The sequence below is a fragment of the Aquisalinus flavus genome (assembly GCF_014640095.1).
Classification (GTDB): Bacteria; Pseudomonadota; Alphaproteobacteria; order Caulobacterales; family Parvularculaceae; genus Aquisalinus; species Aquisalinus flavus.
Genome location: NZ_BMGH01000001.1, coordinates 1106567 through 1129325 on the forward strand (window position 1 = coordinate 1106567; position 22759 = coordinate 1129325).

Annotated in this window: 25 protein-coding genes and 1 tRNA gene; 15 read left to right on the forward strand and 11 right to left on the reverse strand. The window is 59.6% G+C overall.

Annotated features, from left to right (window positions below; translation table 11 throughout):
* Positions 1 to 48: 48 nt before the first annotated feature.
* From IEV88_RS05035 to IEV88_RS05055, 5 genes are all read right to left on the reverse strand, one after another.
* Positions 49 to 1671, reverse strand: coding sequence for a TRAP transporter large permease (locus tag IEV88_RS05035; protein ID WP_188160171.1), 1623 nt, complete (start codon positions 1669 to 1671; stop codon positions 49 to 51).
* Positions 1671 to 2297, reverse strand: a complete 627-nt coding sequence (locus IEV88_RS05040; RefSeq protein ID WP_229731406.1) for a TRAP transporter small permease subunit — start codon at positions 2295 to 2297, stop codon at positions 1671 to 1673. Before IEV88_RS05040 ends, IEV88_RS05035 begins: the two co-directional genes overlap by 1 nt.
* On the reverse strand, positions 2297 to 3475 hold the full coding sequence (locus IEV88_RS05045; protein ID WP_229731407.1) for a TRAP transporter substrate-binding protein: 1179 nt from the start codon (positions 3473 to 3475) through the stop codon (positions 2297 to 2299). The genes IEV88_RS05040 and IEV88_RS05045 overlap by 1 nt, the downstream gene beginning before the upstream one ends.
* An 82-nt stretch (positions 3476 to 3557) precedes the next feature.
* Complete coding sequence (locus IEV88_RS05050; protein ID WP_188160173.1) at positions 3558 to 4298, reverse strand: arginyltransferase; 741 nt, start codon at positions 4296 to 4298, stop codon at positions 3558 to 3560.
* A gap of 103 nt (positions 4299 to 4401) precedes the next feature.
* Positions 4402 to 6255 carry an SLC13 family permease gene (locus tag IEV88_RS05055; RefSeq protein ID WP_188160174.1) on the reverse strand — a complete coding sequence of 618 codons (1854 nt, stop codon included), beginning with the start codon at positions 6253 to 6255 and terminating at the stop codon, positions 4402 to 4404.
* A 200-nt stretch (positions 6256 to 6455) separates the two neighbouring features.
* On the opposite strand from IEV88_RS05055, the gene IEV88_RS05060 reads away from it, so the two are divergent.
* Entirely contained in the window at positions 6456 to 6941 is a 486-nt protein-coding gene (locus IEV88_RS05060; protein ID WP_188160175.1) for a flavin reductase family protein, read from the forward strand.
* Positions 6942 to 6966: 25 nt separating this feature from the next.
* Positions 6967 to 7830 (forward strand): NAD(P)-dependent oxidoreductase, encoded by an 864-nt coding sequence (locus tag IEV88_RS05065; protein ID WP_188160176.1) that lies wholly within the window; start codon positions 6967 to 6969, stop codon positions 7828 to 7830.
* On the opposite strand, the gene hemB is transcribed toward IEV88_RS05065, so the two are convergent.
* Entirely contained in the window at positions 7827 to 8831 is a 1005-nt protein-coding gene (gene hemB, locus IEV88_RS05070; RefSeq protein WP_188160177.1) for a porphobilinogen synthase, read from the reverse strand. The genes IEV88_RS05065 and hemB overlap by 4 nt on opposite strands.
* Before the next feature lie 147 nt (positions 8832 to 8978).
* Between hemB and ldtR the strand changes: the two genes are divergently transcribed.
* Positions 8979 to 9500 (forward strand): transcriptional regulator LdtR, encoded by a 522-nt coding sequence (gene ldtR, locus IEV88_RS05075; protein WP_188160178.1) that lies wholly within the window; start codon positions 8979 to 8981, stop codon positions 9498 to 9500.
* A 112-nt stretch (positions 9501 to 9612) separates the two neighbouring features.
* Complete coding sequence (gene hemA / locus IEV88_RS05080; protein ID WP_188160179.1) at positions 9613 to 10833, forward strand: 5-aminolevulinate synthase; 1221 nt, start codon at positions 9613 to 9615, stop codon at positions 10831 to 10833.
* A 54-nt stretch (positions 10834 to 10887) separates the two neighbouring features.
* Here hemA and IEV88_RS05085 read toward each other — a convergent pair whose 3' ends face one another.
* Positions 10888 to 11355, reverse strand: a complete 468-nt coding sequence (locus IEV88_RS05085) for a Ros/MucR family transcriptional regulator (protein ID WP_188160180.1) — start codon at positions 11353 to 11355, stop codon at positions 10888 to 10890.
* Positions 11356 to 11655: 300 nt separating this feature from the next.
* Here IEV88_RS05085 and glyA point away from each other — a divergent pair, with 300 nt between their 5' ends.
* Genes glyA through thiL form a run of 4 tightly spaced genes read left to right on the forward strand, consistent with a single transcriptional unit; the run spans position 11656 to position 15007 of the window.
* Positions 11656 to 12954 carry a serine hydroxymethyltransferase gene (glyA, locus tag IEV88_RS05090; protein WP_188160181.1) on the forward strand — a complete coding sequence of 433 codons (1299 nt, stop codon included), beginning with the start codon at positions 11656 to 11658 and terminating at the stop codon, positions 12952 to 12954.
* 50 nt (positions 12955 to 13004) lie between these two features.
* Positions 13005 to 13478 (forward strand): transcriptional regulator NrdR, encoded by a 474-nt coding sequence (gene nrdR, locus IEV88_RS05095; RefSeq protein ID WP_188160182.1) that lies wholly within the window; start codon positions 13005 to 13007, stop codon positions 13476 to 13478.
* Positions 13475 to 13972 carry a transcription antitermination factor NusB gene (nusB, locus tag IEV88_RS05100; RefSeq protein ID WP_229731408.1) on the forward strand — a complete coding sequence of 166 codons (498 nt, stop codon included), beginning with the start codon at positions 13475 to 13477 and terminating at the stop codon, positions 13970 to 13972. The genes nrdR and nusB overlap by 4 nt, the downstream gene beginning before the upstream one ends.
* Positions 13973 to 14017: 45 nt before the next feature.
* The gene (gene thiL / locus IEV88_RS05105; protein WP_188160183.1) at positions 14018 to 15007 is read left to right on the forward strand and encodes a thiamine-phosphate kinase; all 990 of its coding nucleotides are present in this window, start codon (positions 14018 to 14020) and stop codon (positions 15005 to 15007) included.
* Between the two features lie 12 nt (positions 15008 to 15019).
* On the opposite strand, the gene IEV88_RS05110 is transcribed toward thiL, so the two are convergent.
* On the reverse strand, positions 15020 to 15481 hold the full coding sequence (locus IEV88_RS05110; RefSeq protein ID WP_188160184.1) for an outer membrane protein assembly factor BamE: 462 nt from the start codon (positions 15479 to 15481) through the stop codon (positions 15020 to 15022).
* 122 nt (positions 15482 to 15603) lie between these two features.
* Between IEV88_RS05110 and IEV88_RS05115 the strand changes: the two genes are divergently transcribed.
* The 6 genes from IEV88_RS05115 (at position 15604) to IEV88_RS05140 (ending at position 19797) form a co-directional block, all read left to right on the forward strand.
* Positions 15604 to 16161 (forward strand): ubiquinol-cytochrome C chaperone family protein, encoded by a 558-nt coding sequence (locus tag IEV88_RS05115; protein WP_188160185.1) that lies wholly within the window; start codon positions 15604 to 15606, stop codon positions 16159 to 16161.
* Entirely contained in the window at positions 16161 to 16688 is a 528-nt protein-coding gene (locus IEV88_RS05120) for a YceD family protein (protein WP_188160186.1), read from the forward strand. The genes IEV88_RS05115 and IEV88_RS05120 overlap by 1 nt, the downstream gene beginning before the upstream one ends.
* Before the next feature lie 102 nt (positions 16689 to 16790).
* Positions 16791 to 17882 (forward strand): phosphate acyltransferase PlsX, encoded by a 1092-nt coding sequence (gene plsX, locus IEV88_RS05125; protein WP_188160187.1) that lies wholly within the window; start codon positions 16791 to 16793, stop codon positions 17880 to 17882.
* Positions 17882 to 18853, forward strand: coding sequence for a beta-ketoacyl-ACP synthase III (locus IEV88_RS05130; RefSeq protein ID WP_188160188.1), 972 nt, complete (start codon positions 17882 to 17884; stop codon positions 18851 to 18853). Before plsX ends, IEV88_RS05130 begins: the two co-directional genes overlap by 1 nt.
* A gap of 114 nt (positions 18854 to 18967) precedes the next feature.
* Positions 18968 to 19291 carry an integration host factor subunit alpha gene (locus IEV88_RS05135; protein WP_188160189.1) on the forward strand — a complete coding sequence of 108 codons (324 nt, stop codon included), beginning with the start codon at positions 18968 to 18970 and terminating at the stop codon, positions 19289 to 19291.
* Between the two features lie 11 nt (positions 19292 to 19302).
* Positions 19303 to 19797 (forward strand): MerR family transcriptional regulator, encoded by a 495-nt coding sequence (locus tag IEV88_RS05140; RefSeq protein ID WP_188160190.1) that lies wholly within the window; start codon positions 19303 to 19305, stop codon positions 19795 to 19797.
* A gap of 29 nt (positions 19798 to 19826) precedes the next feature.
* On the opposite strand, the gene IEV88_RS05145 is transcribed toward IEV88_RS05140, so the two are convergent.
* A tRNA-Pro gene (locus IEV88_RS05145) sits at positions 19827 to 19903 on the reverse strand.
* Between the two features lie 105 nt (positions 19904 to 20008).
* Positions 20009 to 20227: a DUF2842 domain-containing protein gene (locus tag IEV88_RS05150; RefSeq protein ID WP_188160191.1), complete on the reverse strand. Its 219-nt coding sequence runs from the start codon at positions 20225 to 20227 to the stop codon at positions 20009 to 20011.
* Positions 20228 to 20258: 31 nt separating this feature from the next.
* Here IEV88_RS05150 and IEV88_RS05155 point away from each other — a divergent pair, with 31 nt between their 5' ends.
* Positions 20259 to 21464: a COX15/CtaA family protein gene (locus tag IEV88_RS05155; RefSeq protein WP_206711352.1), complete on the forward strand. Its 1206-nt coding sequence runs from the start codon at positions 20259 to 20261 to the stop codon at positions 21462 to 21464.
* Here the strand turns inward: IEV88_RS05155 and IEV88_RS05160 are convergent.
* Complete coding sequence (locus IEV88_RS05160; RefSeq protein WP_188160192.1) at positions 21461 to 22738, reverse strand: hypothetical protein; 1278 nt, start codon at positions 22736 to 22738, stop codon at positions 21461 to 21463. The genes IEV88_RS05155 and IEV88_RS05160 overlap by 4 nt on opposite strands.
* Positions 22739 to 22759 lie beyond the last annotated feature (21 nt).

Here is a 22759-nt window from a genome sequence, read left to right on the forward strand (position 1 = left end):
ATCATTCAGAAATACGGGATATCTTGTTGCCGTGCAACAATCTGCGGATCAGTCCGTGTACATGACGGAGGGCAGCCATGTGGCGATTTCGGGGAACAGCGCCAGTATACCGAGGGCGAGGATCTGGATCAGCACGAAGGGCAGGGCACCGCGATAGATCTGCATCGTGCGAACGGATTCCGGCGCAACGCCGCGCAAATAGAACAACGCAAAGCCGAAGGGCGGCGTCAGGAAGGAGGTCTGCAGGTTGACCGCCATCAGGACGCCGAGCCAGACCGGATCGACACCCATCATCAGCAGTGCCGGCGCCACCAGCGGCACGACGACTAGCGTGATTTCAATGAAATCAAGAACAAAGCCGAGAATGAACATCACGATCATCACGGCAATGATCGCCCCGGCGGCGCCGCCCGGTGTCGCTGCCAGGGCACTGGCAATGGTCTCCTCGCCACCCAGTCCGCGGAAGACGAGGGAGAAGAGAGCGGCGCCGATCAGGATGGTGAAGACCATGGTGGTGACGCTGGCGCTCTTTTCCACGACTGAATTTATCAGCCTGTCTTTTCGCATCACGACGAGGCTCGCGACGACACCGGTCCCAATCAGCAGGCAGCATAGAGCGGCGGCGATGATGCCTGCCTGCTCGGCTGGCGGAATACTCGTGCGGCCAAGTCGCAAATCAAGCAGGGAGCTGAGCAAGACCAGGACGAGCGTTGCGGCGGCGCTGATGAGGATGAGCATCCGGGCAGAATGCCCCTTCGGGGCCAGCCTATAGCCCGCAATGAGCATCGCCCCGACGGCGCCGACACCGGCGGCCTCCGTCGGCGTGGCGATGCCGGCGAGGATCGATCCGAGGACCGCGACGATCAGGGCCAGGGGCGGCGGCAGCGTCTTCAGCGCGGCCAACAGTGCCGCGCCGTACTCGCCGCGCTCTTCCTTTGGCAGAGCCGGCGCTTTTTTCGGCGTGATCGAGGCGACGGCTGTCTGGTACAAAAGATAGAGCCCGACCAGCATCAGACCCGGCAAAAGAGCCCCGGCGAACAGGTCGCCGACCGATACCGTCTCCGGCGCATAGACGCCCTGGGCCAGCTGCGCCTTCTGCCAGGCATTGGACATCTGGTCACCGAGCAGGATCAGGACGATCGAGGGCGGAATAATCTGGCCGAGCGTCCCTGCCGCCGCGATCGAGCCGGCGGAAAACGCCGGGTCATAGCCCCGGCGCAGCATGGTCGGTAGCGAGAGAAGCCCCATGGTGACGACGGTTGCCCCGACAATCCCGGTCGAGGCGGCAAGCAAGGCACCGACAATCGTCACCGAAATGCCGAGACCGCCATGGAGCGAGCCGAACAGGCGCGCCATATTGTCGAGCAGGTCTTCGGCGATGCGCGATTTCTCCAGCACCACGCCCATCACGATGAAGAGCGGTACGGCGATCAGCACCTGATTGTTCATGATGCCGAATATGCGGATGGGATAGGGCTCGGCGAAGAAAGAAATATCGAACGCCCCCATCGAAAGGCCAAGCAATCCATAAAACAGCGCGGTGCCCGCCAGGCTGAAAGCCGCCGGATATCCTGCCAGCAACAGGGCGCACAGCGTCAGCACCATGGCAATATCTAGCCAGTTGGCGCAGGCGCACAGACACAACACGACGTCGTTGAGGAAGCCTTCCATCAGCCTTTCTCCTCAGCGCTACGGCCTGACAGGACGGCAACGGACTGGCTGGCAAGAGCGAAGCCGGCGAGAGCAAGAAGGATGGCGAAGGCAGGGATCATGCTTTTCAGCAGGAAGACGCCAGGCAGACCGCTCGTCTCGCGAGAACCTTCCAACACGTCCCACGCCCTGAAGATATAGGGTCCAGCTGCCCAGACGATCAGGATACAGACAGGAAACAGGAACAGATAGGTCCCGATGAAATTCACCAGCGCCTTCCGGCGGGGTGAAGCGTCGCGATAGAAGATGTCGACGCGTACATGTTCATCCGACAGCAAGGCATAGGCGGCCGTCATCAGAAACATGACACCGAACAGCCAGACGATCAGTTCCTGCAGCCAGATGTGATTGACGCCAAAGACATACCGCATGATCACGACCGCGACCTGAATGAGAACGATCGCAAGCCCTGCCCACATCACCACTTTCGAAACGCCAGCGACGATTTGAGCGCACAGAGCCGCGAGCGTGTCTGTCAGTCTGAAGAGAAATGGCGTCCGCAAGGCGAGCGTCAGCGCCGGCAGCAAGAGCAGGGCACAGCCGCACAGTGCGGCCAGCATCAGCATGTCACCGACCAGATCGAGCATCACAGCGAGAACAGGTTGCGGCGGACGGCGAGATAGGCTTCGTCGGAAATCGCACTCCAGCGCGACCCGGCGTTGAGAGCATCGCGATAGCTCTCGTAAATACGCCGCGACAGATCATCCTCGGCGGCGATTTCCTCCAGAACGGCCTTGGTATTTTCCGCCAGCGCCGCCATCACGTCCCGCGGCATCTCGCGCAGCTGGACGCCGTGATCCTCAACCAGCGACCGCAACCCAATGGCGTTGTTATGCGCATACTGAGCGATCATCTGGTTGTTGGCGGCGCGGCAGGCATTGGTCACGATGGATTTCTCCTGCAGGGAGAGATCGTTCCAGAGGTCGAGATTCATGCCGACCGACAGCTGGGCCCCTGGCTCGTGGAAGCCCGGCCAGTAATAGAATTTCGCCTCGCGATAAAAGCCGAAAGCCAGATCGTTCCAGGGACCCACCCATTCGGTGGCGTCGATCGTGCCGGATTGCAGCGCCTGATAGAGCTCGTTACCGGGCAGGGTCACGGATGCGGCGCCGGTGCGGCGCATCACTTCGCCGCCGATTCCCGGCATGCGGACCTTCAGACCCCGCAGGTCTTCGAGAGAGTTGATTTCCCGCCGGAACCAGCCGCCCATCTGGTGGCCGGTATTGCCCGCGGCAAACGGCTTGATGTTGAACTGGCCGGCGAGCTCGTCCCACAATTCCTGGCCGCCGCCATATTCCGTCCACCCCATGATTTCCGAAATCGTCATGCCGAATGGGACGGCCGTGAAGAAGGGATAGGCGCGCGAGCGGGACGTCCAGTAATAATCGGCGCCATGATACAGGTCGGCCGAACCGCCCGAAACGGCATCGAACACATCGAAGGCACCGACGAGTTCGCCGGCCGCATACAGACGCACGCGCATCTTGCCACCGCTCATCTCCGTGATATGGCGGGCCACATGTTCCGCACCGTCGCCCAGCCCCGGAAAATCCCGTGGCCAGGTCGTGACCATTTTCAGCTCACGCTCGACGATACCGTCATTGGCAAAGCCCCCGGCTGCGGGGGAGACATTGCATCGCTCGGCACAGTCGCATCCGGCGGCGAGGGCTGCGGTTCCCAGCGCGCCTGCAGTCATGAATTTGCGGCGATTGACTTTTGCCGGTCTGCTGCCCGCTTCCACTGTCGTGGCATTGTCCTCTGGCACGTCGTCCCCCATGACTATTTTTGAAGCACTGTGCCGGGATTTACGGGGGACGTCCAGATAGGACTGAAGCAGACGATCGGCCCTATTTGCGTACGGCGTCGGGCTTTTTGAGGGGTTTCCAGCCCTTGGAGGACCATTTCTCCAGTGGCGCGAACTTGGCCTTGTAGTCCATCTTCGTGCTGCCATCGATCCAGTAGCCAAGATAGACGTAGGGCAGGCCCAATTCCCGTGCGAGGGCGACATGATCGAGGATCATGTAGGTTCCGAGACCCCGGCTGGCGGCGTCCGGCTCAAAGAAGGAATAGACCATCGACAACCCGTCGGGCAGGCGGTCGGTCAGCGCACAGGCAATCAGCGTGCCGTCGCCATCGCGGTACTCAATCAGCATGGTATCGACGGCTGTCTGCTCAACCATGCTGGTATAGTCGAGGACGGTCATGTCGGACATGCCGCCATCGGCGTGACGCTCATCGAGATAGCCGCGCAGGACAGAGAATTGTTCCGACGTCGCTTTCGGCGCCTTGATCTCACGCGAAATATCGCCATTGCGACGGCGATTGCGGCGCCATGCCTGTTTATCCTCCAACTCAGTGGCAACGATACGGACCGGCTTGCACGCGTTGCAGGCATCGCAGGCCGGCAGATAGACGATGTTCTGCGACCGGCGGAAGCCGCGCTGGGTCAGGATCGCGTTGTATTGCGGGGCCGTCGTACCGGACAGGAAGGTGAACACCTTGCGCTCCATCCGGTCAGGCAGATACGGGCAGCGGGATGGCGAGGTGAGATAGAATTCTGTACGGGACTGGTCGAAAGGCCTGGTCAAGGTGGATGCCCTGTCATTACGCAACTTCAAATCCTAGCAGGGTCATTTTCTCCCGCAAGGCCCGGCCTTACTACACCAGGAGGGAGAGCATGTCACAAACTGGTTAAAGAAGTCCGGTCATGCGAAAATAATAAGGCGCAACGAAACTGAAAACGATCCACATGACAAGGATGAGGGGCAGGCCGATGATCAGGTAATCCTTGAACTGGTAGTGTCCGGGAGACATGACAAGCAGGTTGGTCTGATAGGCGACAGGTGTCGCGAAGGAGCAGTTTGCCCCGAAGATGACAGTCAGGACGAGGATCAAGGGATCGATCCCGGCCTGCTGGGCAGCACTGACCGCAATCGGTGTAAACAGCACTGCCGTCGCATTGTTGGACAGGACGTTGGTCGTCGCGGCACAGATAATGAAAAAGGCCGAAATCAGCGCGACAGGTCCGCCGGATTCGGCAATGGAAACAGCCTGTTCCGCGATCATCTGGGCGCCCCCCGTGCGCTCCAGCGCCATGCCCATGGCGAGGGCCGCACCGATCAGCAGGAAAATGCGCCGGTCGATGGCGCGTGATGCCTGTCGAACGTTCAGGCAGCCGGAGGCGATCATCAGTGTGGCGCCGAGAAACGCGGACACTGCAATTGGCAGAAGGCCAAGACCCGATGCGGCAATGACGCCGAAAAAGATGATGGCAGCCCGAGCGGCGTTACTGGGGTCGGGCAGACCCTGCATCGACCATTCCAGCAACACGATGTCGCGGTCGGTTCTAAGGGAGCGCACGTCATCGATATCCCCGAGCAGAAGCAGGACATCACCCGCCTCGAGCCGGATGGAATTCATCTGGGAGCGGATCATGCGGCTGCGCCGCTGAATGCCGAGAATGACGCAATTGGTCTGATAGCGAAAACCGATCTGGGCGATGGTACGGCCGATCATGCGCGAGCCCGGCGCCACGATTGCCTCAACCATGGTCAGTTCGCCCTTGTTCTGCGATTCTTCCTTCAACTCGACTTCGCTCATGACGCCGGCGAGAATGTCCGGCTTCGATCGCAGCAGATTGGTCAGGGCCTTGCGGGTCGCAGCGACGATAACAGTGTCGTGCAGGCGAAAGACGAAATCGTCATAGGGAGGCACGATGGCTTCCTCACGGCGCTGGACCATGCGCACGGTCACATCGGGCAGGTCCGGAAACAGCCCGGCAACGGCACCGCGCCCGATTAGCGGGTGTCCGCGCGAAATCTCGATCTGGGCGATGAACTGTTTGCCATCGCCATCGGACCCGCTGACGCTTTGCGCCTCCCGGTTAGGCAAGAGAAAGGTTCGCGTCGCGAACATGTATAACGCCCCGACACCGGCAAGCACGAGGCCGATGGGAGCAAGGGCGAAGAAGCCGATCTGGTTTCCGGTCACGGTCGTGTAGGCTTCGGCAGCCAGAAGGTTTGTCGAAGAGCCGATGATCGTGATCATGCCGCCAAAGATCGACATGAAGGAGAGAGGGATCATGTATTTCGATGGCGCAACCTTGCTGCGCGCGGCGATGGCCGACATGATCGGGATGAACATCACGACAACGGGCGTGTTGTTCAAGAACGCGCTCACAATCATGACCAGCAGGAACACTGAGGCGATCGCGATGTAGCGCGATTTGTTGTAGGCGGTCAGCAAAAGCCGCGTCGGATATTCCAGTGCACCCGCCTGGAACATGCCCTGGCCGATGATCAGCAGCCCCATGATCGCGAACAGCGCGGGGCTGGCAAAGCCTGATAGCAGCATCCTGGCGTCGAGAACATTTTCGCCGCCAGGTCCCTGTACCGGAAACATGTGAAAGAAGACCATCAGCGCGATGATGATCGCCGCTGACACCATCTCGAGGGAGAATCGGTCCGATGCATAGGCAACGACGCCAACCGCGATGATGAGTATCGCCGTCCACATCTGCCAGTCTGGAAAAAGCAGATTTTCCATTGTCTCCCTCTGATCCTGCCGGACTGACACTTATCGGCATCGCGGGCAGGATTTCAATATCAATCGACAGGCGTAGCAATATTTGCGAAATGAGCAAATAACTGAAACAATTATCCAAATCGCCTTATATATCGCCCTGTATACCGGGACGACCCAATGGGACGCAGCCCGCACTCCTCCACGCCAACGCAAGATCCCTAATGACTTTCACCATCAACGACCTGAAAAATACCTTCACCCGCTATACGACGGGCGTGACCATAGTGTCCTGTATCCCCCCCGGTGGCGATAAGCCGATCGGCATTACCGTGAATTCCTTTACCTCCGTGTCCCTGGATCCGCCGCTTGTGCTGTGGTGCATCGACAGGCATTCAGGCGTGTTTGAGGCGTTTAACGGCGCGGACGACTATGCCGTGTCGGTTCTTCGGGATGATCAGGCGGATATCTCGACCCGGTTCGCGACACCCGGAAACCATGACTTCGCGGAGGGCGAGACGGAGACGATGGTGACCGGTGCGCCCGTCCTGAAGCAACGCCTTGCAGCGATCGATTGCAGGGTCGAGGCGCGGCACGACGCCGGCGATCATGTCATTCTCGTCGGACGAATTGTCGATTGCGATTACCGGCCGGGCAAGCCGCTCATCTATGTCGCCCGCAGCTATCTGACCGGGCCCGAGATTGTCTGAACACGCGTAAACCGGGAGGATTTCCATGAAGCTCTCTTTTCTGGGCCTTGGTGTCATGGGCTATCCCATGGCCGCCCACTTGCTGAAGGCCGGCCATGACGTGACCGTCTTCAACAGAACGTCGGAAAAGGCCGCGAAATGGGTGGCGGAAAATGGCGGCGCGATGGAACCAGACCCCGTATCGGCCTGCAGGGACGCCAGGATCGTTCTTGCCTGCGTCGGCAATGATGATGACAGCATCGCCGTTGCAACGGCCGCCCTGTCAGGCATGGAAGAGGGCGCGCTCTATGTCGATCACACGACGACATCGGCGGCCTGCGCTGAAGAAATTGCGAGGCGCGCGGCGGAGCGCGGGATCGGCTTCGTCGATGCGCCGGTGTCAGGCGGTCAGGCGGGGGCCGAGAACGGCGCCTTGTCGATCATGTGCGGCGGATCGGATGCCGACTTTGCCACCGCTGCAGCGGTAATGGACCGGTACGCCAAGCGCATCGTCCATATAGGGCCGGTGGGCCACGGGCAGCTCTGCAAGGCAGTCAACCAGATCTGCATTGCGGGACTTCTGCAGGGGCTTTCGGAAGCGGTTCATTTCGGCTCGCGTGCCGGTATCGACATGGACAAGGTCTACGAAGCGGTCTCCGGCGGCGCGGCGCAAAGCTGGCAGATGGAGAACCGCTGGGCGACCATGAACAAGGGCGAATTCGATTTCGGCTTCGCCGTCGACTGGATGCGCAAGGACCTGCGCATTGCGCTCGATGAAGCTGGGCGCCATGGGGCGAGCCTGCCGGTGACGGCTCTCGTCGACCAGTTCTACGCCCAGGTGCAGGAGAATGGAGGACGGCGCTGGGATACGTCCAGTCTGGTTTCAAGACTCAACAAGAACTCCTCCTAAGTCATTAATTCTGCAGCCTCTTTAGCAAAGTAACTAATTATTCCGTCAGCCCCGGCCCGGCGGAAACACACCAGCGATTCGAGAATGGCCTGATCACGGTTAATCGCGCCGGCATCGCCGGCCATTGCAATCATGGCGTATTCACCGGACACCTGGAATGCGTAGGTCGGCACCCCAAAGGTTTGTTTGACCCGCGTAATCATGTCCAGATAGGGCATCCCCGGCTTAACCATGACGCTGTCAGCGCCTTCCGCCAGGTCCAGCGCTACCTCGTGCAGGCCTTCGTCGGCATTGGCGGGGTCCATTTGATAGGTTTTCTTGTCGCCCTTCAGCAGGTCACCCGACCCGATGGCACCGCGATAGGGACCGTAGAAGCACGAAGCGTATTTGACCGCATAGGACATGATCTGGCGGTCGCCGAGACCGGCGCCATCGAGCGCTTCGCGGATTTTCCCGATCCTGCCATCCATCATGTCGGACGGGGCAACGATGTCGAACCCGGCCTCGGCCTGGACGACCGCCTGTCTGCACAGCACCTCGACCGTTTCATCGTTCAGGATAATCCCGTCCTGCATCAACCCGTCATGGCCATGATCGGTGTAGGGGTCGAGGGCGACGTCGCAGATCAGACCGACGTCCGGCACGGCATCCTTGATCGCCTTCGCGGTCCGGCACATCAGATTATCGCTGTTCAGTGCCTCGGCACCATCGGCGGAACGCTGGCCACGGTCAGTATAGGGGAAGAGGGCGAGGGCATTGATGCCGAGCGCGCGGGCCTCCTGTGCCGCCTTCACCGCCTCGTCCGGCGACAGCCGGAAGACCCCGTTCATGTGGTCGACGGGCTCCTTCACACCCTTTCCGTCCTTGAGCACGATGGCCCAGATCAGGTCGTCCGGCGACAGGCGCGTTTCGCGCATGAGGTTACGCGACCAAGTCTGTGCCCGGGGGCGGCGCAATCGGGTTGCCGGATAGTGACGGGGGGTGAAGGCTAGTTTGCTCATGACGGTTTCCACAGCACAATTGCGGCCAATCCGTAAATGATTTCAGGCCACTAAACATAAAAAAAAGCATGTCGGCTTAACCAGCCCTTAGATTTTGCCTGATAGCCTTCACCACTGTTGCGTTAGAAAACACCTAAGGGGATTACTATGGTAGCGGGCTTTTCATCCGGGCTACAGACGAAAGAAACTCTGTCGGGCCGTGAAAATACTGATCTTGAGGCAGCCTATCAGAAGCTTCTGCAACTGATCGAAAGGTTGCACCGCCAGCTTCTGGATGTGATCAAGAGCGAGCTGGAACGCGTCGGCCAGACCGATGTGAATGCGGTGCAGGCATTGCTTCTCTACAATATCGGTGATGCCGAATTGACAGCGGGCGAGCTTCGTACCCGTGGGCATTACCTAGGCTCCAATGTTTCCTACAATCTCAAGAAGCTCGTCGATGCCGGCTATATCAGCCATGAACGCAGCAAGACCGATCGCCGGTCTGTGCGCGTTTCCCTGACGGACAAGGGCTGTGATATCCGCGACATGCTGGTTGATATGTTCGAGCGTCAGCTCGGTTCCGTCGAGCAGGTCGGCGATGTCCACGCGGAAATGATGGCGTCAGCGAGCATCACGCTGGAGAGACTTGAACGCTTCTGGGGTGATCAGATTCGCTTCCGGCTCTAAACCGCCTTCAAAATCATAGCGTAATCACCCAATAAGCCGTCCTGTCGCATTGCAGGGGCGGCTTTTTTTTCGCATATAGACGGGATCAGACAATCAGAGTATCGCGCCCATCATGCTTGATTACGAAAAAGCCTTCCAGACAGCCGTCTCAGCCGTAAAATCGGAAGGCCGCTATCGTGTCTTCGCCGATCTGGAAAGAATCAGCGGGCGCTTTCCGCAGGCGCGCTATCATGACGGCAACTCTGATCCGAAGGAAGTGACCGTCTGGTGCTCCAACGACTATCTTGGCATGGGCCAGCACCCGGACGTGGCACAGGCCATGAAAACCGCGATCGACCAGGTCGGTGTCGGGGCCGGCGGAACGCGCAACATTGCCGGGACGACACATTATCATGTCCGCCTCGAAAAAGAGCTGGCCGACCTTCACAACAAGGAAGCGGCGCTGCTTTTCACCTCCGGTTATGTCGGCAACGAGGCGACGCTGTCGACACTCGGCAAGCTGCTGCCGGACTGCATTACCCTGTCTGATGAACTGAACCACGCATCGATGATTCACGGCATCCGGGGCGGCAAGGGCCCGAAGCTGATCTGGCGCCATAACGATCTCGTCCATCTGGAATCGCTTTTGAAAGACCTGCCGGCAGACAAGCCCAAGGTCATCGCATTTGAATCCGTCTATTCGATGGATGGCGACATCGCGCCTATCGGCAGGATTTGCGATCTGGCAGACAAATATAATGCCTTCACCTATCTCGATGAAGTCCATGGCGTCGGCCTGTATGGCGAGAAGGGCGGCGGCGTTGCCCAACGGGATGGCGTTGAGCACCGCGTCGATGTCATCGAGGGTACGCTCGGCAAGGCCTTTGGTGTGATGGGTGGCTATATTGCCGGCTCGTCGGCGTTGATCGATGCCGTTCGCTCCTACGCCTCCAGCTTCATATTCACGACGGCCCTGTCGCCGGTTCTGGTTGCCGGAGCGCTCGAAAGCGTCCGCACCCTCAAGAAGAGCGAAGACCTGCGGGCGCGCCATCAGGAGCGTGCCGCCCGGATGAAGGAAGTCCTGTCCAATGCCGGCTTCCCGGTAATGCCGTCCGTCAGTCATATCGTGCCAGTCTTCGTCGGTGACCCGGTGGCCTGCAAGGCCGTGTCCGACCGGCTGTTGACGGACCATTCCATGTATGTGCAGCCAATTAACTATCCTACCGTCCCTCGAGGTACAGAACGACTGCGCTTTACCCCGACGCCGCTCCACACCGATGCTCACATAGAGCAGCTGGTCGAGGCCCTGGACGTTGTCTGGACCGATCTTCAGTTGAAACGCGCTGCGGCCTGACAAGAAAAACCCCGGCGCAAGGCCGGGGTTTTCAAACAGGGTGTGAATGCCTGATCAGGCTTTCTTCTTGGTAGCGCGTTTGCGTGTCGTCTTCTTGGTCGGCGTGGCCGTTCCGGCAGCCTTGCCAAGGCCGATCTTCTTGGCGAAGGCAGAACGCTTCTTGGCGTAATTCGGGGCGACCATCGGATAGTCAGCCGGCAGGTTCCACTTACGGCGATACTCTTCCGGCGTCAGGTCGTATTGAGTGCGTAGATAGCGTTTCAGCATTTTCAGCTTCTTGCCATCTTCGAGACAGATGATGAAATCAGGTGTGATCGACTTGGAGACCGGGACAGCCGGCTCCTTGTTGGTCACTTCGCTGTCGCCACCGGCGCGAAGGCTCGTAAGCATCGCAAACGTCTTTTCCAGCAGTTGCGGGATTTCGTCGGCGCTGGATTTATTGTTGCTTACGTATGCCGAAACAATATCGGTTGTTAAGTGCAGAATATCATCCGCATCGATCTGTTGTTTGTCGTCAGCCATTATCAGCTTCCTTTCTTGTGAGAATGTCTTGTGGCCTGTTTGGATATCTTGAAATGAATGATCAAGTGAATTGCTCGTTGCAGCAGCGTTTTATCTACTAGACATGTTGCTAAATGCTTACAACGTATAAATAGTTGCATTCATTTAAGATTAAAATACTGGCTCGAGAATTACTGTAATCGCCGCAACCCGAAAGTCCGGTACCGCTTCCTTTGGGCGCGGGGCTGATCCCTCGAATCGGATTGTCCTCAGCGGCTCAGGTCTGTATATGCGTGCGTAAATGACAGTATGGAGGCCATCATGAGCGCGACACCATCCCACCAGGGTAAACAGGACGGGTTTTTCTCTTCATCCCTGAAAGACAGTGACCCTGTGCTGTTCGGCTTTATGCAGGATGAACTGCATCGTCAACAGGAACAGATCGAACTCATCGCCTCGGAAAACATCGTTTCGCGCGCCGTGCTTGAAGCACAGGGATCGGTTCTGACGAACAAATATGCCGAGGGTTATCCGGGCAAGCGCTACTATGGTGGCTGCGAGTCCGTCGACGAAGTCGAAAGGATTGCGATCGAACGGGCCTGCAAGCTCTTCAATTGCGAGGAGGCCGTGGTTCAGCCGCATTCCGGCAGCCAGGCCAATCAGGCCGTGTTCATGTCGCTGATGCAGCCGGGCGATACCTTCCTGGGCATGGACCTGGCCGCAGGCGGCCACCTGACCCATGGCAGCAAGGTCAACCAGTCCGGCAAGTGGTTCAATGCCATCCATTACAGTGTCAATGAAGATGACCAGCGCATCGATTATGACGCGGTCGAGGCATTGGCCAAAGAGCACAAGCCGAAGGTCATCATTGCCGGCGGCTCGGCCTATTCACGCATCATCGATTTCAAGCGCTTCCGCGAGGTCGCTGACATGGTCGATGCGTATCTGATGGTCGACATGGCGCATTTCGCCGGGCTCGTCGCTGGTGGCCACTATCCGAACCCGCTCGACCATGCCCATGTCGCGACGACGACGACGCACAAGACGCTTCGTGGTCCGCGCGGCGGCATGATCCTGACCAATGACCCGGCGCTAGCCAAGAAATTCCGCTCCGCCATGTTCCCGGGCATCCAGGGCGGCCCCCTGATGCATGTCATCGCGGGCAAGGCCGCTGCCTTCGGCGAGGCGCTGAAACCCGAATTCAAGACTTACGCAAAGCAGGTCATCGAAAACGCCAAGGCGATGGCCGAAGTGCTGGTCGATGCCGGTTATGCCGTCGTCTCCGGCGGCACTGACACCCATCTCGCGCTGATCGACCTCCGGCCCAAGGGCGTCAAGGGCAACATGGCCGAGGAGAGCCTCGAGCGGGCAGGGATCACCTGCAACAAGAATGGCGTCCCGTTCGATCCGGAGAAGCCGGCCATCACCTCAGGCATCCGGATCGGCTCTCCCGCCGGCACGACCAGGGGCTTCGGGGTCGCCGAATTCCAGGAAGTCGGCCGCCTGATCGCGGAGGTGCTGGACGGACTGGCCGAGAACGGCGAGAATAACGCAGAAATCGAAAAGGCGGTGCTGGCCAGGGTGAAAGCGCTCACTGCGCGTTTCCCGATATACAGCTGAGCCGCCTGATCCGGGGCCAGGACCGGCGCCTGAATACAGGATAAGAATAGATGCGCTGTCCGTTCTGCGGCAATGAAGATACCCAGGTAAAGGACTCTCGGCCGACGGAGGACTCCGCCGCGATCCGCCGCCGCCGCCAGTGCTCTGCCTGCGGCGGCCGCTTCACGACCTTCGAACGGGTGCAGCTTCGCGAACTGACGATTCTGAAAAACTCCGGCAAGAAAGTGCCGTTTGATCGCGAGAAGCTGATGCGGTCGATCAATATCGCGACACGCAAGCGCAATATCGACCCGGAACAGCTCGAACAGATGGTCTCCGGTATCGTCCGCAGGCTTGAATCCCGTGGCGACAGCGAAATTGAGTCGCGCGAGCTGGGCGGTCTCGTTATGCAGGGACTACAGGAACTGGATGATGTGGCGTTCGTTCGCTATGCCTCCGTTTACAATAATTTCGGCCGGGTCGAGGATTTCGAGAAATTTCTCGGCCGCATGGCCGCCGATGTGAGTAAGGACAGTAAAGAATGATGGCTGATGCCATGGACACAACCGCGATCAAAAAGCTTGATCCGATGGACGGGCGCTCGCTCGCGCGGCTCGGTGCCGTGCAGGCGCTCTACCAGATGGAGCATTCGGGCATCGGCGTGAATGGCGTGATCCGCGAATTCCAGAACTATCGCCTTGGCGGCGAACTGGATGGCGAGGCGATCCGCGATGCAGACCCCGACTATTTCGAGGACCTGGTGCGCGGTGTTCTGGAACTCCAGGGCAAGGTCGATCCATTCATCAACAGGCATTTGTCGAAAGGCTGGACTCTCAAGCGTCTCGACGCAACGGCCCGGGCGATCCTGAGATGCGCTGTCTACGAACTTATCCGCCGATCGGATGTGCCGGCGCGCGTGGTGATCGACCAGAGCGTCGAGCTCGCCAACGCTTTCTTCGATGAAGGCAGCGACGAGGCCTCTTTCATCAATGCCGTGCTGGACAAGGCCGGGCATGAAGTGCGGCCAGACGAATTTTAACGGCAATAGCAATCAGCCATCTCGCTGAGGAAAGGCTGGCACGGCGTGGCGACGAACAGCCGGCTTGGCGAATTCGATATCATCCGGGAGATTTTCCGTCCCCTTGCCGGGGAGGACGGGTTGAACCTGACGGACGACGTGGCTGTTTTTTCACAACGGGCTGATATCGTCACCAAGGACCTGCTGATTGCCGGCACACATTTCCTGGTTGACGATCCTCCCGACCTGATCGCCCGCAAGGCCCTGCGCGCCAATATTTCCGACATCATCTGCAAGGGTGCAAAACCCGCAGGCTATCTCCTCGGGCTGGCCTTGCCGCGCCTGTGCGATGCCGACTGGCTACAGCGCTTTGCCGATGGCTTGTCCCATGACCAGCAGGTCTTCGATATCCACCTTCTCGGCGGCGACACGACCCGGCATGCCGGTGATGGTCCTCTGGTCATTTCGATAACGCTGTTCGGAAAGATGACGGAGGGCCTGAGGCCGGTTCTGCGATCCGGCGCGGCGCCGGGTGACGTGCTGGCTGTGACGGGCACGATCGGCGATGCGGGACTGGGGCTGGCGGTTGCACAGGCAGATCTTCGGCTCGATCCGGAGGCAGATGAATTCCTGATGCGACGCTACCGTGTGCCGGTACTGCGCCAGGAACTGGCGCCCGCGATTGCCATTAGCGCCTCCGCATCCCTCGACATATCTGACGGCCTCATCGCCGATGCAGGGCATATCGCGTCAGCCTCCGCGTTGCGGATCGATCTCGATCTCGACAAAATGCCCCTCTCGCCTGCGGCGCAATCATGGGTCTCACAGCAGGCCGACACGGCGTTGGCCCTGTCACAGCTGGCGTCTTTCGGCGACGATTACGAGATCCTGTTCACTGCCCCTGCGCCACGGATGATTGCCCTCAAGGCAAGGGCGGCTGACAGCGGCGTCACCGTGACCGTCATCGGACAGTGCCGCGAAGGCGAGGGAGTAGCTGTTCTGTCCGGCGGAAAGGAAATAACCCCGCCGAAACGGGGTCATGACCATTTTGCCTGAGGGCTGACGCTATCAGCGCTGATCCTGTCCGGGGACCTGTGGGCCCTGCGTTGGCGGCAGCTGGCCGACAGAGCCGACGAGCTGTTCGATGAAGGTCAGCTGCTTGCCGCGGGTCGGCGTTTCACGATCGACGAGATTGATGTTCATCGCATCATCCAGGGCATAGGTCTCGACCGCCGTCACGCTGCCTTCATTGTCGAAATTGAAGGCAACCACCTGCCGGTTTGTGGTCTGGGTGCGAAAAAAGGCGCGGGCATTGGTCGTCATGGTGACGTAATACCAGGTGTTATCGTTCAGGGCCGGGCGCAGTGTCGGCTCGCCATATCGGGCAAGGACGCTCTCGCGGGAGTCGAGTCCCTGTTCGGCAGTCAGTTCGGTTTCGCCCCGCTCGATAATGTAGCCGTGGCGGGCCCGCGTGGAAACGCAGGCGCTGAGCGCGATAATGACAGCGACAAGCGTGATGGCACGTAACATAGAGAAGACCTGTTCCTAAACGCAGATAATTGACTATCTCTTTACCTCGATAGCGAAGTGTTTGCCAAGCCCGGGCGGCGTTTGGCATATGACAAAGATTCAATGTAGCACGCAGGAGCATCATGCTTTCCCGATTTTTCAAGAAAGACAGAACCAGAGACAGGGCGCGTGAACTCTACCGCGACATCATCGTTCAGGCGCGCAAGCCGGCATTTTACGAGGCCGGGGTTCCGGATACCGTCGATGGGCGTTTTGACATGATCTGCCTTCACATGTTTCTCGTCATGCGGCGGCTGAAACCTGAGGAGGGCCGGACCTCGGAATTCTCGCAGGCCCTGTTCGACGTCATGTTCAAGAATATGGACGATTCCCTGCGCGAGATGGGGGTCGGCGATCTCATCGTCGGCAAGCGCGTGCGCAAGCTGGCAGAGGATTTTTATGGTCGCATCAATGCCTATGACCGCGCGCTGAATGATGAGGAAGAGAGTGCCCTGGCCGATGCCCTGAGCCGGAACATCCTCGGCCTGCCGGGTGACGAAGCCGAGGCCCGGGAGGTAGCGCAACCGCTGGCCGCCTATGTCCGCCAGGCCGCCGCAACACTCGGCAATCAGAAAGTGGAACGCCTGATGCTCGGCTTTGTCAGTTTTCCTGAGCCCGCCATGACAGGAGCAACCGCCTGATGATAGACCATCTCACCGATCAAAAGCCGGATAATGGCTTCGAAAAACCGATCCGGATCGACGACATCTCCCCCCGACCGAAATCGTACACTGTCGTCTTTCCGGAGAATGCGCTCCAAAAGGTGGCGCACAGGCTGGAGACCGAATCCGCCTCATCCGTCGAGGCATCTTTCGAGATCAGCCGCAGCGGTCAGATCATCCTGATCGAGGGCCATGTGAAGGCACAGCTCGTCCGAACCTGCGTCACAAGTCTTGAGCCGATGGATGAAGGCATCGACGATGATTTTTCCTTCGAACTTGAAGTGGTTGATGAAGTGCCGGACCTCGCCGGCGAGGTGGAGATCGATATCGAAGCGCCCGACCCGATCACGGGCGACACGATCGACCTCGCCGAGCAGGCCGTCCAGCAGGTGTCGCTCGCCATGGAGCCGTTCCCGCGCAAGGAGGGGGCCGAACCGGTGAAGGACGAGGCGGAGCAGCCATCATTGTCGCCGTTCGCTTCGCTCAAATCGCTCAAGCAGGATTAGCAATTTCGGTCAACCGGGGGTAAGAGGCGTCTCCCTGTCCATTGCGCGACGGGAAAGACTCTGTATTTTGCACACACCCGCTACTGAAACGTTTGGAACAGTATGACCACAGATCTGTCGATCGCCGTAGACGTGATGGGGGGAGATGGCGGCCTCTCAGCCATGTTGAACGGCTGCGCCAAGGCGCTGAACGAGGGACTGAAGTCTAGGCTCGTCCTCGTCGGTAACGAGGCCGAGTTGCGCCGCATCATCGCCGAGGAAAAAATTGCTTTTCCCGATGGCCGCTACGACATCATCCATGCCGACGGCGTCATCACGATGGACGACAAGCCGAGCCAGGCCGTGCGCCGCGGCCGCAATACCTCCATGTGGAACGCGATCAAGACGGTCAAGGAAGGCCAGACGGCGGCTGTCGTCTCCTGCGGCAACACCGGCGCGCTGATGGCAATGTCCGTGATGCAGCTGCGCATGATCGAAGGGGTCGACCGCCCGGCGATCACGGCTCTCTGGCCGACAATGAAAGACGGCAAGACGGTGGTGCTTGATGTCGGCGCCAATGTCGAGGCAACCGCCGAGCAACTGGTCCAGTTTGCGATCATGGGCGAGGCCTATTATCGCGCCATGACGGGCAAGGCAAAGCCGGTCGTTGGCCTGCTCAACGTCGGCGCCGAAGAGCTTAAGGGGCATGAACTGATCCGCACCGCTGCCCTGACCCTGCGCGATGCCGACCCCGAAATGGAATTTGCCGGTTTCGTCGAGGGTGACGACATTGCCAAGGGCACGGTCGATGTCGTCGTGACCGACGGGTTTACCGGTAATATTGCCCTGAAAGCGGCTGAGGGGACGGCTCGGATGATCGCCGGCTGGGTGCGTGAGGCCGTGACATCCAATCTTGCCGCGAAACTCGGGGCTCTGCTGATGTATGGCGGCCTGTCGAAAATGCGGTCGAAGGCAAACCCGTCCAACGTCAATGGCGCGCCATTGCTCGGCCTCAACGGGCTGGTGATCAAAAGCCATGGCGGGGCTGACGCCGAAGGCGTCGCATCGGCCTTGAAAGTTGCTGACAGTCTGGTACGCCAACCGTTCCAGGACGAAATCAAGTCTACCATCGCCAAGGTCAAGGCACGGGCAGAAAAGCTTCCGCCAGCCAGCGAGACAGACGACAGCGGCGAACCGCGAGAGGCAGTAGTTTAATGAGTTTGAAGGCTGTGGTCGAAGGGGTTGGTGGATATCTGCCAGACCGTGTCGTGACGAATGACGAACTGGCTGCCCGGGTCGACACGAGTGACGAGTGGATTACCGAACGCACCGGCATCCGTCAGCGCCATGTCGCTGCTGAAGGACAGAGAACCTCCGATCTCGCCACCGAGGCCGGCCGCCGTGCGATGGACCATGCCGGTGTCGGGCCGGATGATATCGACCTCGTGATCATAGCCACGGCAACGCCTGACCTGACTTTTCCTGCAACCGCTGCCATTACCCAGGCAAAGCTCGGCATTACGGCGGGTGCCGCTTTCGATATCCAGGCGGTCTGCACCGGTTTCGTCTATGCCCTCTCGATCGCCGAAAAATTCCTCGTCAGCGGACAACACAAGCGGGCGCTGGTGATCGGCGCTGAGACCTTCTCGCGCATCCTCGACTGGGAAGATCGCGGCACCTGCGTGCTGTTTGGCGATGGTGCCGGTGCCTTTGTCGTCTCTGCCATGGATGAGGACGAAGCCAATGGCCGCGGCATCCTTTCCAGCTATCTGCGCTGCGATGGTCGCTTGACCGAGCTACTCTATGTCGATGGCGGCGTCTCCGCGACCGGCACGATCGGGCACCTGCGGATGCAGGGCAACAAGGTGTTCAAGGAAGCCGTCAATAAGATCTCAGAGGCGATGGAAGGCGCTGCCGCTGCTGCCGGCATCGATCCGACGACCGTCGACTGGTTCGTCCCCCACCAGGCGAACCAGCGCATCATCAATGGCGTCGCCAAGAAACTCGACCTGCGCGACGACCAGGTGATTTCCACAATAGCGATGCACGGCAACACCTCTGCCGCCTCAATCCCGCTCGCCTTCAACGAGGCCGTGAAGGACGGCAAGTTCAAGCGCGGCGACCTGATCATGCTGGAAGGCATGGGTGGCGGGCTGACCTGGGGCGCCGCATTACTACGCTACTAGGCCTGTTTCTGCGCCGCTAAATTCCCTTTTTTTCAAGGACTTATAAGCTTTCCTTGGTTGACCGCCGTGACTTTAGGCTGTTTAATCCTAAGCCTCACCGATTGAGGAACGAGCATGTCAGGCAAAACACTCACGCGGGCCGACCTTACCGAAGCCGTCTACCGGAATGTCGGTCTCTCCCGTAACGAGTCCGCTGAACTGGTGGAAACGATCCTCGAAACCATGGCTGGAAAACTCGAGACAGGCGAGACCGTGAAGCTCTCTTCGTTCGGCACGTTTTCCGTTCGTGAAAAGAACCAGCGAATCGGGCGCAATCCCAAGACCGGAGAGGAAGTGCCCATCAAACCGCGACGGGTGCTGACGTTCCGTCCATCCCATGTCCTCAAGGACCAGATCAACGACTCCATGCGTGCCCTCAATGGCAAGGCGGCGGACTAGGCCGCTCAATTATGGCGAAAGCACCGGACGCATTCAGAACCATCAGCGAAGCGGCGGAGCAGCTCGACCTGCCCCAGCACGTATTGCGCCATTGGGAAGATGTGTTCGGCACCATCCGGCCGATGCGCCGGGCAGGGGGACGGCGTTATTATCGCAGCTATGACCTGGAGCTGCTGAATGGCGTCAAGACCCTTCTGTACAAGGAACAGTACACTACCAAGGGCGTACAGAAGATTTTCAAGGATAATGGTGCCCAGTTCGTCGCGGAGATCGGCCGCCGCGCCTTTGCCGGTGAAGAGATCGAGATGAAGCCGGCCCCGGCGGACGATGAGGACGGGCAGGACGATGCACCGGCGCGCGCCATCCCGGCGATCCGGGAGGAAGATCATGTCGTGATCTCGAAGGAGACCCTGCGCGACCTGCTCAGGCGGCTCGAGGCGGTGCAGGACAATCTCGACGAGGCGACGCTGGCGATCGACACGATCGTCGCGCTGGACGAGAGCTGAGGTGCTTCTGCTTTGCCGGATGAGAAAAATGGTCGGAGCGGCCGGATTTGAACCGACGACCCCTACACCCCCAGTGTAGTGCGCTACCAGACTGCGCTACGCTCCGACATTCGCCGGCGGGTCATCCCGGCGAGGGGCGGACTATATGTCGGTCGACCATGGCACGCAACAACTCATCGACGCTTCAGAGCAGGTTTTTGGCGGGCTCTTTTCAGTCGTCCGTGTCATCGACTGGCCGGTTCATCCACGCCATGGCAGGCTTCAGAGGGAACGCCCAGATGGTGCCCATGATGACGTAATAGACGAGATACACTGCCCAGTGATCGGGAATGTGATCGGCAATCGTCACGACGATCCCGGCATAGATCAGCAGCGCTGGCAGGAACAGGATCAGGCCGATCAGCTTCTTTGTTCTGGGGTGCAGTTTCATCTCTTGTCTTTCGGGTCAGGGGCGCGGCGCTATGGCACTTGCCCGTCTCGAAGGCTCTCTATATGGCGATGGCATGAACAAGTCACCCGTCACAGAAGCCGCAGGCGGCGCCACGCCGGCAGCGGCGCTTGAAGAAAAGGCACAGGCCCGCGCCGGGTCTTTTCCCGTTCGCCAGTTCTATGGCGCGCACGACCAGCGCACCGCCAGGCGCATGGCCATTTGGCTCTACGTGATGTGCGGTCTCGTCGCGGCGATCGTCACTGTCGGCGGCGCGACGCGGCTGACGGATTCAGGGCTGTCGATCACCGAATGGGACGTCATCATGGGGGCATTCCCGCCCATTGGTGAGCAGGCCTGGATGGAAGAGTTCGAGAAATATCGCCAGATCCCCGAATATCAGCGGGTCAACAAGGGCATGAGCCTCGAGGAATTCAAGACGATCTATTGGTGGGAATGGGGCCATCGCAATCTCGGCCGGTTTATCGGCATGGCCTATCTCATCCCTTGGCTGGTCTTCCTGTTTTCCGGCGCAATGAAAACGACCGCCCTTAAAGTGAAAACCGGCGCCGGGATCGTGCTCATCGGTCTGCAAGGGGCGCTCGGCTGGTACATGGTGTCCTCCGGTCTTGTCGATCGGGTCGATGTCAGCCAATACCGGCTTGCGGCGCATCTGGGGCTGGCGTTCTGCATCTTCGGATACTTCCTCTGGCTCGCTTTCAATCTCAGCCTGCACAGCCGTGCGGGTGAGGTGTCAGGCGAGCGGCAAAAATTCTGGCTTGCAACGGTGCTGTTCGGCGCCCTGATGGGACTGCAGATCCTTTTGGGCGCACTCGTCGCGGGGCTGCGGGCGGGCAAGGCCTATACTTCGTGGCCGCTGATGAATGGCGAGTTCTTCCCGAGCGGATATTTCTCGGCCAATCCAGGATTCCATGACCTGTTCGAGACGATGGCCGCGGTTCAATTCAACCACCGGATCGGTGCCTATCTGGTCTTCGCGGCGGCCATCGCCCTCTGGCTCTCCATGGCAAGGGCTGGCAAACCATTCCGGAAACGGGCAGGGCTCATCGTGATGGGGGTTTTCTTCCAGATGCTGCTCGGCATCTGGACGATCGTGGCGGCGGTGCCGGTCTCCGTCGCGCTGCTGCACCAGCTTGGCGCGCTCGTCCTGATTGCGGCTGTTCTTTACAATGCCTTTCACCTCAAGGCATCGCCCATGGCGCAAGCAAGCGCGACCTAAAGGTCCTCAAAGTCGGGCACGGAGAAGTCGAGAGCGCCGTCGTCGACCGGCTCATCTTTCTGGGTGATATCCCGGCGATTGAGAACGTCTGCGTCGAACAAGGACCAGTTGCGCAAGGCCGTCGACAGCGGCGCCAATTTGAGAGTCCGGGTCTCATCGCCGCCGATCGTGGCAAGAACACCCTTGCGGTAGATGCCGCCGAAATTGCCGCCATCGGCCGCAAACAGGTTGAGGCCGGAGACACCGTCAATCTCGCTCAACGGCGAGACCGTGAAAGCACCGAGTTCTTCGCCGGTCTCGATGTCATAGCCGAAAAACCGGGCATCTTCACCCCGGTAGGAAAGCAGAATCTGGCCTTGGCCGCTCTGTAAACTTGTCGCAATGCCATTAACGTCGGAAGACGGCAAGGTCGCGATGCGATCGACGAAAGGCCTGTCATCAGGATCAGAACCGTCACTCGTTTCGCCGCCGGTCCCGACCGCGACGAGCTTGCCCGTTCCGGTCGCGATGACGATGATGCCATGGCTGTCATCACCGGCGCAGGCTAGCGGCTGTGGCACGTTAACCGTGACAGGTGCCGACATGCTCAGGCTTCCATCCTGATTCTGGTTTATGGAAGCGTGGCTTATGGTATTTTCCTGACCTATCACTGCAATATCTGCGATAGCAGCATCGCCCCGTGCGACGACGCAGATCTGTAGCGGATCGGCAGGCAGGGCATTGGCACCGGATACCTCCCACTCTCGGAAGGTCAGTGCTTCCGCGTCGATGTCGAAGAAGCGATAGCCGCTGTCGGCATCATAGGCAGCGATCAGCGATTCATCGCCCCGCGTCCAGTCAGGATAGGTGACAGCGAGGCCACCGACGAAAGTGCCTTCAACGGCATCCGGATTTCCCTTTTCAAAGTCGATGGCGATCAGGCCGGCATCGCCATTGGCTGCCAGAACGGCGCCTTGATAGGCCACCGTCGGGTGGGCCCATAATGCCAGGCCATGCACTTCGCTGGCGAAACTGCCGAGCTCATCGGTCACCGGGATATCTGTTCTCATCTCCTCAGGGGCAGGCGTTGCACCCCCATCACCGGCCTCGTCATCGCGGTCCAATGACTGGATCGGGCCCTCATCTGACCGGTCCTCTACAGCAACGTCGTCGCGGCGTTCGACAGCGCTCTCATCGGTCTGGTTTTCTCTGCCGCCCTGCTGCTGGGAGCACGCGGCGAGAAGTGCGAGGAGGGCGGCGGTGCCTGTGAGCCTGCGTCTGGAGAAATTTACCATGAAACAAAGTCCTGATTTTGA

Bases quoted from the DNA above. Each gene is read 5' to 3' on its own strand.
- IEV88_RS05035 (WP_188160171.1), bottom strand. From the start codon at position 1,671: ATGGAAGGCTTCCTCAACGACGTCGTGTTGTGTCTGTGCGCCTGCGCC.
- IEV88_RS05040 (WP_229731406.1), bottom strand. From the start codon at position 2,297: ATGCTCGATCTGGTCGGTGACATGCTGATGCTGGCCGCACTGTGCGGC.
- IEV88_RS05055 (WP_188160174.1), bottom strand. From the start codon at position 6,255: ATGGAAAATCTGCTTTTTCCAGACTGGCAGATGTGGACGGCGATACTC.
- IEV88_RS05060 (WP_188160175.1), top strand. From the start codon at position 6,456: ATGACTTTCACCATCAACGACCTGAAAAATACCTTCACCCGCTATACG.
- IEV88_RS05065 (WP_188160176.1), top strand. From the start codon at position 6,967: ATGAAGCTCTCTTTTCTGGGCCTTGGTGTCATGGGCTATCCCATGGCC.
- hemB (WP_188160177.1), bottom strand. From the start codon at position 8,831: ATGAGCAAACTAGCCTTCACCCCCCGTCACTATCCGGCAACCCGATTG.
- ldtR (WP_188160178.1), top strand. From the start codon at position 8,979: ATGGTAGCGGGCTTTTCATCCGGGCTACAGACGAAAGAAACTCTGTCG.
- hemA (WP_188160179.1), top strand. From the start codon at position 9,613: ATGCTTGATTACGAAAAAGCCTTCCAGACAGCCGTCTCAGCCGTAAAA.
- IEV88_RS05085 (WP_188160180.1), bottom strand. From the start codon at position 11,355: ATGGCTGACGACAAACAACAGATCGATGCGGATGATATTCTGCACTTA.
- glyA (WP_188160181.1), top strand. From the start codon at position 11,656: ATGAGCGCGACACCATCCCACCAGGGTAAACAGGACGGGTTTTTCTCT.
- nrdR (WP_188160182.1), top strand. From the start codon at position 13,005: ATGCGCTGTCCGTTCTGCGGCAATGAAGATACCCAGGTAAAGGACTCT.
- nusB (WP_229731408.1), top strand. From the start codon at position 13,475: ATGATGGCTGATGCCATGGACACAACCGCGATCAAAAAGCTTGATCCG.
- IEV88_RS05110 (WP_188160184.1), bottom strand. From the start codon at position 15,481: ATGTTACGTGCCATCACGCTTGTCGCTGTCATTATCGCGCTCAGCGCC.
- IEV88_RS05115 (WP_188160185.1), top strand. From the start codon at position 15,604: ATGCTTTCCCGATTTTTCAAGAAAGACAGAACCAGAGACAGGGCGCGT.
- IEV88_RS05120 (WP_188160186.1), top strand. From the start codon at position 16,161: ATGATAGACCATCTCACCGATCAAAAGCCGGATAATGGCTTCGAAAAA.
- plsX (WP_188160187.1), top strand. From the start codon at position 16,791: ATGACCACAGATCTGTCGATCGCCGTAGACGTGATGGGGGGAGATGGC.
- IEV88_RS05130 (WP_188160188.1), top strand. From the start codon at position 17,882: ATGAGTTTGAAGGCTGTGGTCGAAGGGGTTGGTGGATATCTGCCAGAC.
- IEV88_RS05135 (WP_188160189.1), top strand. From the start codon at position 18,968: ATGTCAGGCAAAACACTCACGCGGGCCGACCTTACCGAAGCCGTCTAC.
- IEV88_RS05140 (WP_188160190.1), top strand. From the start codon at position 19,303: ATGGCGAAAGCACCGGACGCATTCAGAACCATCAGCGAAGCGGCGGAG.
- IEV88_RS05150 (WP_188160191.1), bottom strand. From the start codon at position 20,227: ATGAAACTGCACCCCAGAACAAAGAAGCTGATCGGCCTGATCCTGTTC.
- IEV88_RS05155 (WP_206711352.1), top strand. From the start codon at position 20,259: ATGGCACTTGCCCGTCTCGAAGGCTCTCTATATGGCGATGGCATGAAC.
- IEV88_RS05160 (WP_188160192.1), bottom strand. From the start codon at position 22,738: ATGGTAAATTTCTCCAGACGCAGGCTCACAGGCACCGCCGCCCTCCTC.